The sequence below is a fragment of the Polynucleobacter sp. SHI8 genome (assembly GCF_027944005.1).
Lineage (GTDB): Bacteria > Pseudomonadota > Gammaproteobacteria > Burkholderiales > Burkholderiaceae > Polynucleobacter.
Map to the genome: position 1 here is coordinate 603,765 of NZ_AP027204.1, position 15,546 is coordinate 619,310.

Genomic DNA, 15,546 nt, shown 5'->3' on the forward strand with positions numbered 1-15,546 from the left:
AAATTACTTCTGATATTTTTGTGGATTAGTACCACTAGTTATTTTTTCTTCTCTTTTTTAGACTTTGTTGTTCATACAAAAAAGGAGAATAAATTGCTCAATCAAGCAGAAACCACATCAGAGTTATCTGATCAGCATTCTTTAAAGAGGCATTTAAAGGCAAGGCACATTCGATTGATGGCACTTGGATCAACCATCGGAGTAGGCTTGTTTTTAGGTTCAGGAACAGCAATTTCTCAAGCGGGACCTGCCATATTGTTAGGTTATCTATTGTCAGGAATTGTTGCGTTTATCGTACTACGTGCTTTAGGTGAAATGGCTGTATACAACCCAGTAGCGGGATCTTTTGCTCAATATGCTCACGATTATGTGGGGTCACTTGCGGGGTATTTAGTGGGTTGGGGGTATTGGTTTTATTGGGTGATTGTGGGAGTAGCTGAAGTCACTGCTGTTGGTATTTATATGGGCTTGTGGTTTCCTGATGTTCCACAGTGGATCTGGGCAGTTGGTTCTTTAATCTTAATGGGGGGCTTAAATTTCATTGCGGTTAGATTGTTTGGTGAATTTGAGTTTTGGTTTGCTTTGATTAAAGTTGTTGCCATTATTGCGATGATAGCGATTGGCTTTGGAGTTATATTCTTTGGTTTTGGGAATGATGGAGTTGCCATTGGTATCTCTAATTTGTGGGCTCATGGAGGATTTTTTCCAACAGGTTTAGATGGCTTTTTATTATCTTTACAAATGGCAATTTTTGCATATGTTGGTATTGAAATGATTGGTCTTTCAGCTGGAGAAACAGAAAATCCAGAGAAAACTATTCCAATTGCAATTGACTCATTAATTGTCAGAATTTTGGTGTTTTATGGCGGAGCCTTGTTTGTCATTCTTTCCATATATCCGTGGAATGAAGTAGGTCAAGTTGGCAGCCCATTTGTAGCCATGTTTGAAAAATTAGGTTTAAGAGAAGCCGCAGGGATTGTGAACTTTGTAGTCATTACGGCCGCATTATCTTCTTGTAATGCAGGAATATTTAGTGGCGGTCGCTTATTGTATGGCTTATCTATCAATTCATATGCTCCCTCAGTCATGAAAAAAATATCTCGAACAGGAGTACCTTATATTGCGATATTAACCACCGTGAGTATTGCTAGTATCGGAGCATTCTTAAATTACTTTGTTCCCGACGAGGCATTTTTACTTGTCACCTCTGCTGTAACGTTTATAGGCTTAATGGTGTGGATTGCAATCTTATCTACACAACTGATGTTTAGAAAAAAAATCTCCTCTGAGGATGCCGTCTCTTTGAAATATAAAAGCTTTTTATACCCATATGGATCATGGGTGGCATTATCCGCAATTGCATTTGTATTAGTTTTATTAGCAATACAGGAGCAAACTAGAGTAGGAGTCTATGTTGGCGTACCTATCGTGCTCATATTAATTATAGTTTTTTATTTAGTAGGACTTCATCGTCACGACAAACATTTAGGAGAGAAAAAATGATTATTGGTATACCAAAGGAAATTAAGAATCAAGAATATCGAGTAGGCTTAATGCCGAGTCAAGTCCGGGCATTAGTTCAGCAAGGTCATGAATTAATCGTTGAATCGAATGCGGGTTGTGGTGTTGGGATATCCGATAACGAATATGCTATGGCTGGTGCAACCATCAACAATGCTTCCATGATATTTGATCGTTCTGATCTCATTATTAAAGTGAAAGAGCCACAAGATAAAGAAATTGCTATGTTAAAGCCAGAGCAAATATTGTTTACATACTTACATTTGGCTCCTGATGTTCATCAAACCAATTTATTAATTGCTAGTGGAGTCAGAGCAATTGCGTATGAAACTGTAAAAACTGCGAATGGGTATTTGCCATTACTAGCTCCTATGAGTGAGGTAGCAGGACGAATGTCCATACAGGCGGCGGCTCATCACTTGGAAAAAAGGCAGGGTGGTAGTGGGATTTTAATGGCGGGTATCCCAGGAGTTCAGTCTGCAAAGGTGCTTATTTTAGGAGCTGGTATTGTTGGCCTAAATGCACTACAAATGGCAGTAGGAATGGGGGCAAAAGTAACCATTGTTGACAAAAATATTCAGCGCTTAAGAGAATTAGATCTTACGTATGGTAATCAAATTCAAACAGCATTTTCTGATGATCAAGTTTTAGGAGAGCTCATTAAAGACTCGGACGTTGTTATTGGAGCAGTTCTGATTCCTGGTGGAAGCGCACCTAAATTACTCAAGTTGGAGCATTTGAAGACAATGCGTAAAGGCAGTGTGATTGTAGATGTGGCAATTGATCAGGGAGGGTGTTTTGAAACCTCAAAGGCAACAACACATGATTCACCAACTTTTGAGTGTGAAGGAGTCATTCATTACTGTGTTGCCAATATGCCTGGTGCAGTTCCACGAACCTCGAGCTATGGCTTAACGAATGCAACTTTTCCGTATATTCAACAATTAGCGAATAAAGGTTTTAAGAAAGCTGTCATCGAACATAGTGATCTGCGTGCTGGAGTGAGTGTATATGATCATCACTTAATCTGCCCCGCGGTAGCACAATCTCAAAAAAGACCATTTAAAGATATTTTGACCTTACTTGGGTAACATTAGATGACTTAAGTTGAATTTTCCGAGAGGGAAATTCAACTAAATTAAAAAGAAAGTGAGCCACAAACCAACTAGATATCCAAATCAAAATCATCATGAACAAACCTGTCATTGGACTTTCCCATTGAAAATAATAATAAACAGAATTACCAAGAAGCAACAATGAGAAGTGTATTAAAAATGCACAATAAGACCTTTGACTAAACCAAATACAAATCTTAGACCACTTCATATTTTTAGAGTTGTAAGCTCTTTTTCCATAAAGAGTTAGTAATACCGCCAATAATATTTCAATGACATTTTTTATTCGTAACTCAAAAAAAGTATCACTGAGGATTAAAAGTAAGAAAATCAGCAATAAAATCCTAGCGGGTTGTCTTGTTTCATGGTGTGATGAGTCCTCTGCTAAAAATGCAATCATTCCAAGACCATATGCGCCGATAAAGTAAATAAAATAATCCTCATATAAAGGATATTGACTAAAGTACATCAAAGACAAAAAAACGACGATTGGTAAAATGAACAAGACTTTTTTGAAAGACTTCATAAAAAATAATAAACATGCAGTAAAAATATAAAGTTGCCAATCGATTGCAACATACCAAACCCCAACTGAAATGGATTCAAATTGAAGAATGTTTTGTAAGAAAAAGAAGTGGGCAACAAGTTGAGAAATGGTTTCTGATTCACCAATATATTCATCATAATGGATAGCTCTTGCAATCATGGCGCAGAGAAGCGTAATCATGATTGCTACGATATAGGTTGGAGCAAGACGTAAATAGCGATTAATGATTGTTTTCCATAGACCAAATTTTTCGAGAGTTTGTGGCAGACTTTTTGCAGTTAAATAGCCGCCAATCACTAAGAATATTTGTACGGCATATCTACCATGTAAGCCGACGAAGTCGATCAAGTGAGGAAAAAGTTCGTGAACCTTAAGAGAAATAATTCCATAATTGCACAGATGATGAAAGATAATAATCTGTACTGCAATGGTTTTTAAAAAATCCACAAAAAGATATTGATTCTTTAATTGTATCGGCCGCAATGTCATATTCATTTTACTATGGGCAAAGCGTGATTTTATAGCAATAAAAAAGGGACTGAAAGTATTCAGTCCCTTTTTACAACAAAACAACCAATTAAATGCCCATTTCTTTAAAAACCTCTTTAGCTACACGGAAACTATCTATAGCAGCAGGAACGCCACAGTAGACTGATGCATGCAAAAATACTTCTTTAATATCATCTTTAGTAAGACCATTATTCATTGCACCACGAATATGCAGTTTAAGTTCATGAGGGCGGTTGAGTGCTGTGAGCATGGCAAGATTTAAAAAACTTCTTGTGCGACGATCCAAACCTGGTCGATTCCAAATATCACCCCAGCAATGAGAGGTTACGTACTCTTGGAGTTCCTGAGTAAAAGAGTCTGCATTTCTGATTGCAGCATCTACGTATTCAGATCCAAGAACTTCGCGACGTGTTTTTAAGCCTTTTTCAAATAATTCACTTGCCATTTATTTCTCCTGATTAGTTAGTGTTGTGATAATTCATAAGACGTTGTACTTCATTTTCAGAACCTAATATAACAGACACGCGTTCATGTAATTGACTCGGTTGAATATCTAAGATTCTTGATTTTCCATTAATCGAAGCACCACCAGCTTGTTCGATCAAAAAGCTCATTGGGTTGGCCTCGTACATTAAACGAAGTTTGCCAGGTTTATTTGGTTCACGTTGATCCCATGGATACATAAAAACACCTCCTCGAATCAAGATTCGATGAACGTCAGCCACCATAGAGGCAATCCAGCGCATATTAAAGTCCTTATTACGAACCCCCGTTGAACCTGCCAAACATTCGTCGACATATCTGCTAACCGGGGATGCCCAGTGACGCATATTCGACATGTTAATTGCAAATTCTTTTGTATCTTTCGGTATTTGAACATTTACATTGGTCAATAAAAATACCTGACTAGCTTGATCAAGGGTAAACATATTGACTCCAGATCCAGTGGTTAATACCAAGATCGTTTGTGGACCATATAAAACATAACCAGCAGCTATTTGTTTAGAACCTGCTTGCAGAAAATCCTGCTCAGTAACCTGAGTAGTTGAATTTTTTTCAAGAATAGAAAATATCGTACCAATCGAGACATTTACGTCAATATTGGAAGATCCATCAAGAGGGTCAAAGAGTAAAAGATATTTACCATTTGATTGTTGAGTGGGATAAATTTCTTCATTTTCTTCAGATGCCATTGCAGCAAGTCTGCCAGTAGCCTCGTTACTTTTCAAAAGAAGGTCATTGGCAAAAATATCTAATTTTTGCTGTGTCTCACCTTGAATATTACCAGTACCTGCTGAGCCTAAAATATTGGCTAGGGCTCCTTTACGGACCGCATCAGATATCGAGGTGCAGGACGTGGCAATATCAACAATTAATAATTTGAGATCTGCATCAATTTGACAAGAGTTTAAAAAATCAGAGAGTGTAGTCATTGGTTGAGATGCCATAGTGAATGATTAAGTAAGTGCTTTTTGAATGACTTCGGATACATCATTGGATAAAGGGTGTTGATTGGCTTTTTCTAAGCAAATCCGCATTTGAGTTTGATAAGGATCCGCAAATTTTTTCCATCGATCCAGTGCTCTAGCTAGTCGAGCGGCAACTTGAGGATTAATTTTGTCGAGTTCTAAAATATTTTCTAGCCAGAATTGATATCCACCACCAGAGATGTCATGAAATCCACCCGGATTATTCATACAAAATGTATGAATTAAACTTCGAACACGATTCGGGTTACGAATTTTAAATGCAGGGTGTTTTTTTAACTTGTAAATTTGTTCAAGTAGATTCTGGTGATTGTTGACTTGTCGGCTTGCCTGTATTGAGAACCATTTATCAATCGCTAAATCATCAGCTTCATATCGATGGTAATAATTCTCTAAGCAAGCATCTGCTAAAGGAGACTCATACTGAACTAGAGCAGATAATGCGGCAAGACGATCTGTCATATTGTTACTTGTTTTGAATTGATGTTCTGCAAGATTACCACCCTCGGTAACATCATTTTCAAGAATCATTTGTAAAGCTATATTTTTTAGTTCGCGTTTTCCGGCTTGCTCAGGAGTTGGGGAGTATGCATCCGTCGATTGATTTTGTTCGAAGATATCTATCCAAGTTTGCTTTAGAGAGCCGGCCATTGCATGGCGAAAAGCTCTTCTTGCTAAATGAATTTTTGCGGGATTGATCTCTTGCACTTGCTCATGCAGATAGCTTTCCGCGGGTAAGGTAAGTACAAGTGTTTTAAAAGAGGGATCAAGTTTTGGGTTACGTAAGTGTTGTTCCCAAATAGCTAATAATTCCTGGGGAGCTTGTTTACTTGAAAGAATTAATTCGATTGCAATTTTTTGCCCAGCTTCCCACTGATTAAATGGATTGTCATCACGTTCAAAAAGAAAGTAAAGATCTTCAATCGATTGTTCAAAATCAAGGATAACTGGAGCTGAAAAATCTCTATTGATTGATAAAATGGGTTTACTTGTCAAATTTTCAAAATTAAAGGTTTGAGTTTGATCTTTTAACTCAATCATCATTTCATCAGTCGCAACATCATGAATCAATAACTTTGTTTTCAAAGGAATATGAAATAGTGGCTTACGCTCTTGGCCGGGAGTCGGGAGGCAGGATTGGCTCAGCGTCAAATGATAAGACTGCTTTTGATCATCAAACCTTTCTTCAACCCGCACTCGAGGAGTGCCTGCCTGACTATACCAATTTTTGAATTGATCTAAATTGACTTGATTAGCATCTGACATTGCATGAATAAAATCATCACAAGTAACTGCTTGACCGTCATGACGCTCAAAATAGAGATCCATGCCTTTTCTAAAACCAGCTTCACCGAGTAACGTGTGTTGCATACGAATAATTTCAGCACCTTTTTCGTAGATGGTAACGGTATAAAAGTTGTTGATTTCTTGATAGCTATCTGGACGAATGGGATGTGCCATGGGACCAGCATCTTCTGGGAATTGGACTTGACGTAATAAACGTACATCATCAATTCGTTTGACGGCTCTGCCTGAAACCGAGCCCATTAAATCTGCTGAAAATTCTTGATCTCTAAAAACGGTCAAGCCTTCTTTTAAAGAAAGCTGGAACCAATCTCGACAAGTGACTCGATTGCCAGTCCAGTTATGAAAATATTCGTGACCGACCACACTTTCAATATTGGCAAAATCAGTATCTGTTGCACTTTGAGCATCAGCAAGTACATATTTGGTATTAAAGATATTTAAACCTTTATTTTCCATTGCGCCCATATTGAAATCACTTACAGCAACAATCATAAATCGTTCTAAATCAAGTTCTAATCCAAAGCGTGCCTCATCCCATGAAATAGCTTTAACTAATGACTCCATGGCGTGAGCAGTTTTTGAGAGATCCGCCTCTCGCACCCAGACTTGGAGTAATTTTTTGGCGCCTGAGGAAGTAGTGATTGTTTTTTCGACGCAATGTAATTGACCAGCAACAATTGCAAAAAGATATGAAGGTTTGGGAAATGGGTCATTCCATAGCGCGGTATGCATCCCATGATCAAGATCTGTTTGCTCAATGAGATTGCCATTGGATAACAATACTGGATAATTTATTTTATTTGCTGTGAGTCGAACCTGATAACAACTTAATACATCAGGTTGATCTAGAAAATAGGTAATTTTTCTAAAGCCTTCAGCTTCACATTGAGTAAAAAAATTACCCTCAGACACGTAAAGGCCCATCAGACTAGAGTTTTGATCAGGTCGAGTAACACAAATAATTTCTAGGACAAATACATCCGGTAGATGATGAAGAATTAGCTCATGCGAGGATAATTCATAAGTTTTAAAGAGTTCGCCATTGATTTTTAAGGAAATCAGCTCTAAATCCTCTCCTTTTAATACTAAAGATCCTGAAGACACTCTTTTTACGTCTATTTTTGAGGAAACAATTGTTTTGATCGGATTGAGTTGGAAGTCAAACGCCACATTTGAAAAAGAAAAATTCGGCGGTTGATATTGATTTCTAAAGAAAGTCTTTATATTTTGTGGGGAGTTCATCAAGATATTGTATTGCTTCTGTAGGATGTGAGTCATACAAAACAAAGAACTTTGTTACAAAGCAATGAATCGATAGTAAAAAACTATCGATTATTTTTATAAATACAATTTTTCTATTTAGTTGACTGTAGATACAATTTATCCATCATTTCTGGAACTTATTCTTGAATTTGATATGCGTATTTTTCTAACCAATAAGGAGAATGTTATGCCAACTTTAAAAGGTACTAAAACTGAGCAGTGCTTGAAAGATGCTTTCGCAGGCGAATCTCAAGCAAATCGTCGTTATTTATATTTCGCGAACAAAGCAGACGTAGAAGGTCAAAATGATGTTGCAGCGTTATTTCGTTCAACAGCTGAAGGTGAAACAGGTCATGCGCACGGACACTTAGAGTTTTTAGAAATGTCAGGCGATCCAGCAACTGGTATGCCAATTAAATCTTCAAAAGATTGTTTAGCCGCAGCAGTAGCAGGTGAAACACACGAATATACCGATATGTATCCAGGTATGGCTAAAACAGCCCGTGAAGAAGGCTTTGATGAAATCGCTGACTGGTTTGAAACATTAGCAAAAGCTGAGCGCTCACATGCTAACCGTTATCAAAAAGCTTTAGATGCTTATGTAGATTAATAAAATAGATATTTGTAGGACTTTTTTTAGATTCCTGAGCATATCGGGAATCTTCTAAAAAGTCTTCAATAAAGGAAATGCTATGAGTCGCGAAGGAAATTTAGAAGCACCAACACGTCACCCCTTGGATTGGAAAAATCCTGACTTTTATGATGAAGAAAAGCTCAATGTTGAGTTAGAGCGAGTTTTCGATATTTGTCATGGATGTCGTCGATGCGTGAGTCTTTGTGGTTCTTTTCCTACCTTATTTGATCTAGTTGATGCCACGGATGATGGTGAAGTACATGGCGTTAATAAAGCTGACTATGCCTCTGTTGTGGATCAGTGCTATCTTTGTGATTTATGCTACATGACAAAATGTCCCTATGTTCCACCGCATGAGTGGAACTTAGATTTTCCTCATTTGATGCTACGTGCTAAGGCGATTGGGCATAAAAAAGGAGAGTCCAACTTTAGGGATAATTTATTATCTTCAACAGATAAAATTGGGCGTTTTGCTGGTATTCCCGTCGTTACACAAGTGGTGAATGCGGTGAATCACAACAGCATGGTTAGATCGGTTATGGAGTCGACATTAGGCGTTGATAAAAATGCTTGGCTACCAGATTTTGCAGCAAAAACATTTAAACAAGTTGCAAAAGATTCTCAGTCATGGGAAGTGAAGAACGGAGCGAAAACTCCAGGTAAAGTAGCTGTCTATGCCACCTGCTATATCAACTATAACGAGCCAGGCATTGGCCAAGATTTATTACAAATCCTTACCCATAATGAGATTCCTTATGAGCTCGTCGATAAAGAGGCTTGTTGTGGGATGCCAAAGTTAGAACTTGGTGATCTTGAAGAAGTGGAAAAACATAAAAATATCAATATTCCTCAATTGGCAAAATTGGCGAAAGAGGGGTATGCGATTGTCACTCCAATTCCTTCATGTACCCTCATGTTTAAGCAAGAGTTACCGCTGATGTTCCCTGAGGAGGCAGATGTGCAATTGGTGAAAGCTGCGATGTGGGACCCTTTTGAATATTTCATTGCACGTAAAAAAGATGGCTTATTAAAAACAGATTTTTCTCAGCCATTGGGTAAAGTAAGTTATCACGTGCCGTGCCATTCTCGCGTCCAGAATGTGGGTAAGAAAACCGCAGAAACTTTACAGATGATTCCTGGAACTGAAGTAAATGTGGTTGAGCGATGTTCCGGACATTCCGGTACTTGGGGTGTCAAGAAAGAGTTCCATGCTATGTCAATGAAAATTGGTAAACCAGTATTCAAAAATATGGCCAATGATGAGCCTGACTATATTAGTTCGGATTGTCAGTTGGCGGGTCATCACATTGAGCAAGGTATGTCTGAAGCGGGCTTGAAGTCTGCACAAATGGAGCATCCGTTATCACTGGTTGCGATGGCTTATGGCCTGAAGAAATCATCGTAATTATTTTAGAAAGAAATCGACATGTCAAAACTTACCCATGCTCACTTGATGACTTTAGAGGCCTATCACAAAGCAAGACCACAAATTCGTGCGCAAGCGATAGAAATGCGTAAATTACGAACGGTTGCATTAGGAGACCACTTAAACTTAATTTTTGAGAATGAGTTTCTGATGAAATATCAGATTCAAGAAATGTTACGTGTTGAGAAAGTCTTTACAGAAGAAGGCATGCAAGATGAACTTGATGCCTATAATCCTTTAATACCAGATGGCTCTAACTTCAAGGCAACGATGATGCTAGAGTATCCCAATGAAGCGGATCGTAAAATTGCACTCGGAAAATTAGTCAATATCGAACATAAAATGTTTGTTCAAGTTGAAGGTCAAGCTCGAGTGTACGCAATCGCCGATGAAGATTTGGAGCGTTCTACAGAACATAAAACTTCAGCGGTACATTTTTTACGCTTTGAGTTAACTATTGATATGAAAAAAGCATTACAAGCAGGTGCGCAGATGATGGTTGGTTGTGATCATCCGGAGTATCCTATGCATATAGAGTATTTACCAGAAGAAACTTTAGCCTCTTTTCTGACGGACTTGTCTTAATACAAGAAACTGCTCAAGGACAAACGTGGCCAATGCCACGTTTTTTTATTGGATAATGGGAATGTGAAATCAGATAACATCATCGTTTTTGTGCTACTAGGTGCCTTGTGGGGCATGTCCTATGTATTTATGCGCTTCACTGTTGGGCAAGTTGAGCCGATTGTCATAGCAGAATCACGATTACTCATTGGGGCTTTAGGTATTTTTGCATTTGCCATGTGTAAAAAATATTGGCGATCTCAGCTAGTGATTTCTAAAAATGATCTCGGCAGAATTACGATGATTGCTTGTTTTAATTCTGTCATACCATTTGCACTATTTAGTTACTCAATGCAAAATTTAAACGCTGGATTTGGTGCGATTGTTAATTCTACTTCCCCGATTTGGACTGCGATTATTGCGTCTATTTGGTTAAAAGAACGCCTGAGTTCTAGTCGGATTTTGGGCTTATTCCTTGGGTGTTTAGGGATTGTTTTTTTGATGTGGGGTAAAGCTCATTTTGATGTAGGAGGTATTGGATTGCCCGTCTTAGCTGGTTTAGGCGCGACGCTGTCCTATGGTATTGCAACGAACTATATCAAGTTGTACGGTGCTGGCATTCATCCGATTGGCCTCGCATTCTCAAGTTTAATGATAGGTTCCTTTTTACTTGCAATCCCAGCTTATATGTATTTACCTACTCAGCCACTCAGTGCACTCACTTGGCTTTCTATTTTTGGTCTTGGCATTGGTTCTACAGCGATTGCTTATGTGCTTTATTACCGACTAATTGAACGAGCAGGACCTACAGTTGCCATTACCGTTACATTCATTGTTCCGGTATTTAGTATTTTGTGGGGCGATATCTTTTTAGGTGAGGTTCCGACTCTTAATATGGTATTGGGTGGGGTGATTATTATTCTTGGCACCGCACTTGCAATTGGCATATTACCAATTTCTAAAAAGAGTCGCTAATTTGGGGACCTCAAGATTTCAAAGATGAGTCGTGATAAATTCTTTTGCTGCTTGGGTAGTTGGCGCAGAAAAAAATAATTCCGTTGGACCCGTCTCAACAATCTTGCCATCTTTGACAAATATGATGTGATCACTGATGCGTTTGACTTGAGCAAAATCATGGGACGCAATTAAAAAGCGTATGCCCGTTTGTGCTAACTCATTTACTTTGGATTCAATTAATGAAGTTGATTGCGGATCAAGACTCGCCGTTGGCTCATCTAGAATCAATAAATCTGATCCCATCAGATATGCCCTCGCAATAGCTAGACGTTGTTTTTCACCCGTAGATAGTTTGGTCGCAGGCTGATCTCTTAGATGATCTAATAAAAATATTTTCAAAGCATGATGGACTTGAGTAACACTTAAACTGGGTTGCACGTCTCTTAGAAAAAGAAGATTGTCCAGTACAGACATTTTTATAAATGGTGTTTGCGATAAAACAATACCGAGCTGCTTAGCTGAAGTAGATATCTGAAATTCAGGTTGCTTAATTAAGCCTGCAATCGTCTTTAAAAGCATCGATTTACCTGCCCCATTGGGGCCGATGATGGCTGTAATACGATGACAAGGTAGATCGATTTGCGGAATATCTAGTACAAGACGACCTTGTTTACGAATCGAGATATTACTCAGAGAAATATTAACCATATTTTTTCTCAGCACTCACTTTTAAAAAGTGAGATATGACATTGATGACGAAAACAATCATTAATAGAACGATACCTAAGGATAAAGAAAGAACTAGGTCACCTTTACTCGTTTCTAATGCGATAGCAGTCGTTAGAGTACGCGTATGTTGGGCAATATTACCGCCAACAATCATCACAGCGCCAACTTCTGAAATTGCTCGGCTAAACCCAAGAAGGATAACGATAATCAGTGAAAATCTTGAGTCCCAAAGAATCCATTTCACACGATAACGTAACTTAAATTGCAAAGCAGAAAAAGTATCTTGGTGAATCTGCCAAGCGTCACCAATAATTTGTCTTGAAACAGCGGCAATGATTGGAATCGTTAAGCAAGATTGCGCAATAATCATGCCAGTTTTAGTGAATAAAAGACTGAAATCACCTAAAGGACCACTTCTGGATAAAAGTAAATAGATTAGGACGCCAATAACGACAGTAGGCACACTCATGAAGGTATTGACAAAAGCAATACACCATTTTTTTCCAGGAAAATTAGCGATAGCTAAAAATGCTCCAATTGGAAGTCCTAAGATGACACCAACGATAAGTGCTGAGGAGCTCACCAAGATCGAGGTAAACGCAATATTCCAAACCTCAGGATCGAGATCAAAAACGAGTACAAACGCTTTATAAATCGTATCCCACATCAGATGAGGAACACTTTTTTTAAATAAATTTTTGAATCGATAGACATAGTTTGATTGGTTTAAATTCTGACAATATGAACACTACAATGAGCCTCTTCAATGACTTTAGTCATGATGGAGCGCCACGGAACAACTCGGTTTGGTATAAAACGACTTGCTCCTAATAGGATAACAGCGGCGTCATTATCTTTGGAAAATTCGACAATTTTTGCCGCTGAATCTGATGCTTCAAATACATGATAAGAAATACGCTCTTCCGACATATTAAGGGGCTTGGCCCAATCCTTCAACCTTACTAAGTGTCGACGAAATTGTCCACTTGCGGAGTCAATCTCACGATCTCCCTCAAAAGTAGGAGTGCTCGTGATAATGCTGATACAAGAAATACGTCCTTCAGGAAAAACTTTCATGATGTTTGAAGCTGCGCGCTGCATTCTGTCAAACATCTGTTCATTTTCTCCGCTGACGTCGATGGCTGCGACCATTAGGGGTGCTTGTTCGTAAATAATTTCACTTCTTAATATGGGCGAAGGTTCATAACCAGCAACACGAAACCAGCGTTTCATGTTTTCCCAAGTGGAAAGAGGTGCCAAACGTTCCGATCGCTCTGTTAATTTGATACTACTTGGTTCTCTGAGGAGTTGACGAAGATGGGTGGCACTTTGGTAACGATCTTTCGCAAAAGGCTCTAAACATCGTAATACGATTTCTTGCAACCAAGGAGGTATATCCGCGCGAACAGATCTGAGAGGCCTTGCTTGCGCCCAAAAACGTTTTTTTAGACCATTTAGTGTTTGTGGATTATCAAAGGGTAATTCGCCCGTGAGCATTTCATAAACGATTACCCCAAAAGCAAAAATATCACTTCTTGAGTCCTCTCTCACACCCACGATTTGTTCGGGAGAAATATAAGGTGCAGAACCGATTCCTTTTCGCATCTCCTCCGCTAATAAGTCTGGATACCTTGAATGATGGGCTAGACCAAAATCAATTAGATAGACCTCATGATTGTCATCTACTAGAATATTATCGGGTTTTAAATCTAAATGAATCACTTCTTGAGCGTGTAAGTTTTGAAGGGCCTTTAATAAATTCAGGGCAATGGTTATAGTTTCTTCAATAGAAAATTGTTTTTTTTCAATCAGAATCTTTTCTAAAGCGACTCCTGGAATTCTTGACATTGCGATGTAAGGTGTTTTTGCTAAATTGCCACCCTTAATAAAGCGTGGCACATAGGGACTATTGAGAGATCTCAAAATAGTTAATTCAGTTTCAAAGCAAATGAGATTTTCCACAGGTTGATCTTTTCCAACGCGGGGTATTTTAAGAAGAATCGGCTCTTCATTTTCATCGGTAAAGGCTTCTTTCAGAGTAGCCATCCCACCCCGATGAACTTCATTGCCTATTCGAAAATTGTCGACAATTTTGCCTGTTTGAAAAATATCATCCACCGCTTCGATATCAATCGAATAGGGTGAAGCTGATTGGAATAGGGAAAACATGGGAAACTTATAAACCTTTTAAGAGTCTTTTAGAAAGATCCTCAGGGAGTCCTACCGACATAATTTTATCGGCAGTTAAGACATGGTTGTAGGATACTCGATGAAAATAAGTACATTCATTTTCTGCATCAAATAACAGATAATTAGCTTTTGGGTTGTTGTCTCTTGGTTGCCCAACAGAGCCAGCAATGGCGACCCAGCGACGATGGCGGCCGGTTGGTACACCATCTCCAGGGTGTGGAGTAAAACAAATTAATTTACCAACCGAGCTTTGATAGTAAAGGGCTTGCTCATGTACATGTCCAGAAAATGTATAAATTTTTCCAGATGATTCAGCACTTCGCCAAGCGGATAAACCATCCGTAACATAATGCCAAGCTTCTGGTTGGTATGCCGAGGCATGAACATAGCATCTATCCTCCTCATGGTGAATCAGTGGTAAGTTTTGCAAAAACTCAATATGTTCATCTGATAACTTGGAGATCGTCCACTCAATTGCCATATGAGCGATTGGGTTCATACGGTCTTTATAGTTTTCAAAACACGCGGTATCGTGATTACCTCGAATCGCAACCGCCTGTCCCAAACTGATCAGTTGCATCACACGCTCTAGAACTTCAATTGGATTAGCGTTGTATCCTACTAAATCACCTAAAAACACAAATTTTTCAGCACCTTGTTGACGTGCATGATCTAAACAAGCCTCAAGAGCCTCTAAGTTACTATGGACATCAGCAAAAAATGCAATTCGTGAATTCGTCATATTCCTTATCATAAGAGAAAGGAATGAATTTGTCTTAAAATACTCCTTTATCTTTATCTAATGGAATTATGCTGAATATGTTGAAATTGAATAAGCTGTTAATCATTGTTGCAAGTTTGCTTGTCATGACGATTGCGCACGCGCAAACTAAAGTAGGTAATTTGCAAATTATGAAGCCGATGGCAAGATCGACAGCTCCTGGCCAATCGATCAGTAGCGCTTATTTGACGGTTGAGAATAAAGGTTCTACTGCAGATCGATTAGTAGCTGTCAGTTATGCTCGAGCAAAAGAAGTGCAGTTACATGAAATGAAGATGGATGGCGACAAAATGATGATGCGCCAAATCACGGGTATTGAAATTCCTGCGAACGCTTCAGTTGAATTAAAGCCTGGAGGCTATCATTTAATGTTAATGGGCTTAGAAAGTCCAATTAAAGATGGTGAGCAAATAAAAATGACTCTCCAATTTGAAAAATCTGGCAAGGTCGACGTCCTATTCCCAAGTCATGCAATGGGTGGCATGAAGATGCATTAAAAAAACCGCCGAAGCGG

Annotated in this window: 15 protein-coding genes; 7 read left to right on the forward strand and 8 right to left on the reverse strand. The window is 38.7% G+C overall.

All coding sequences use genetic code 11. The features are described from left to right. Positions 1-177: 177 nt before the first annotated feature. The gene (locus QMN06_RS03100) at positions 178-1,503 is read left to right on the forward strand and encodes an amino acid permease (protein WP_281971711.1); all 1,326 of its coding nucleotides are present in this window, start codon (positions 178-180) and stop codon (positions 1,501-1,503) included. Beyond that, on the forward strand, positions 1,500-2,612 hold the full coding sequence (gene ald, locus QMN06_RS03105; RefSeq protein WP_281971066.1) for an alanine dehydrogenase: 1,113 nt from the start codon (positions 1,500-1,502) through the stop codon (positions 2,610-2,612). Before QMN06_RS03100 ends, ald begins: the two co-directional genes overlap by 4 nt. Here the strand turns inward: ald and QMN06_RS03110 are convergent. The 4 genes from QMN06_RS03110 to pepN all read right to left on the reverse strand — a co-directional run bounded on the left by QMN06_RS03110 (position 2,584) and on the right by pepN (position 7,730). Then, entirely contained in the window at positions 2,584-3,678 is a 1,095-nt protein-coding gene (locus QMN06_RS03110) for an acyltransferase (protein WP_281971067.1), read from the reverse strand. The genes ald and QMN06_RS03110 overlap by 29 nt on opposite strands. An 82-nt stretch (positions 3,679-3,760) precedes the next feature. Beyond that, the gene (gene pcaC / locus QMN06_RS03115; RefSeq protein WP_281971068.1) at positions 3,761-4,138 is read right to left on the reverse strand and encodes a 4-carboxymuconolactone decarboxylase; all 378 of its coding nucleotides are present in this window, start codon (positions 4,136-4,138) and stop codon (positions 3,761-3,763) included. 13 nt (positions 4,139-4,151) lie between these two features. Beyond that, positions 4,152-5,126 (reverse strand): class 1 fructose-bisphosphatase, encoded by a 975-nt coding sequence (locus tag QMN06_RS03120; protein ID WP_281971069.1) that lies wholly within the window; start codon positions 5,124-5,126, stop codon positions 4,152-4,154. A 24-nt stretch (positions 5,127-5,150) separates the two neighbouring features. Beyond that, positions 5,151-7,730, reverse strand: coding sequence for an aminopeptidase N (gene pepN / locus QMN06_RS03125; RefSeq protein ID WP_281971070.1), 2,580 nt, complete (start codon positions 7,728-7,730; stop codon positions 5,151-5,153). A gap of 208 nt (positions 7,731-7,938) precedes the next feature. Here pepN and QMN06_RS03130 point away from each other — a divergent pair, with 208 nt between their 5' ends. From QMN06_RS03130 to QMN06_RS03145, 4 genes are all read left to right on the forward strand, one after another. Beyond that, positions 7,939-8,361, forward strand: a complete 423-nt coding sequence (locus tag QMN06_RS03130; RefSeq protein WP_281971071.1) for a rubrerythrin family protein — start codon at positions 7,939-7,941, stop codon at positions 8,359-8,361. 82 nt (positions 8,362-8,443) lie between these two features. After that, on the forward strand, positions 8,444-9,790 hold the full coding sequence (locus QMN06_RS03135; protein ID WP_281971072.1) for a heterodisulfide reductase-related iron-sulfur binding cluster: 1,347 nt from the start codon (positions 8,444-8,446) through the stop codon (positions 9,788-9,790). A gap of 21 nt (positions 9,791-9,811) precedes the next feature. Further along, positions 9,812-10,396 (forward strand): DUF3501 family protein, encoded by a 585-nt coding sequence (locus tag QMN06_RS03140; protein ID WP_281971073.1) that lies wholly within the window; start codon positions 9,812-9,814, stop codon positions 10,394-10,396. Between the two features lie 63 nt (positions 10,397-10,459). Continuing rightward, on the forward strand, positions 10,460-11,350 hold the full coding sequence (locus QMN06_RS03145; protein WP_281971074.1) for a DMT family transporter: 891 nt from the start codon (positions 10,460-10,462) through the stop codon (positions 11,348-11,350). Positions 11,351-11,368: 18 nt separating this feature from the next. Here QMN06_RS03145 and QMN06_RS03150 read toward each other — a convergent pair whose 3' ends face one another. The 4 genes from QMN06_RS03150 to QMN06_RS03165 are packed head-to-tail and all read right to left on the reverse strand — an operon-like array spanning position 11,369 to position 14,993. After that, complete coding sequence (locus QMN06_RS03150) at positions 11,369-12,040, reverse strand: ATP-binding cassette domain-containing protein (RefSeq protein WP_281971075.1); 672 nt, start codon at positions 12,038-12,040, stop codon at positions 11,369-11,371. Next, positions 12,033-12,728, reverse strand: a complete 696-nt coding sequence (locus QMN06_RS03155; protein WP_281971076.1) for an ABC transporter permease — start codon at positions 12,726-12,728, stop codon at positions 12,033-12,035. The genes QMN06_RS03150 and QMN06_RS03155 overlap by 8 nt, the downstream gene beginning before the upstream one ends. Before the next feature lie 59 nt (positions 12,729-12,787). Next, the gene (locus QMN06_RS03160) at positions 12,788-14,230 is read right to left on the reverse strand and encodes a serine/threonine-protein kinase (RefSeq protein ID WP_281971077.1); all 1,443 of its coding nucleotides are present in this window, start codon (positions 14,228-14,230) and stop codon (positions 12,788-12,790) included. Between the two features lie 7 nt (positions 14,231-14,237). Continuing rightward, positions 14,238-14,993, reverse strand: coding sequence for a metallophosphoesterase family protein (locus QMN06_RS03165; RefSeq protein ID WP_281971078.1), 756 nt, complete (start codon positions 14,991-14,993; stop codon positions 14,238-14,240). A gap of 77 nt (positions 14,994-15,070) precedes the next feature. On the opposite strand from QMN06_RS03165, the gene QMN06_RS03170 reads away from it, so the two are divergent. Next, complete coding sequence (locus QMN06_RS03170) at positions 15,071-15,529, forward strand: copper chaperone PCu(A)C (RefSeq protein ID WP_281971079.1); 459 nt, start codon at positions 15,071-15,073, stop codon at positions 15,527-15,529. Positions 15,530-15,546 lie beyond the last annotated feature (17 nt).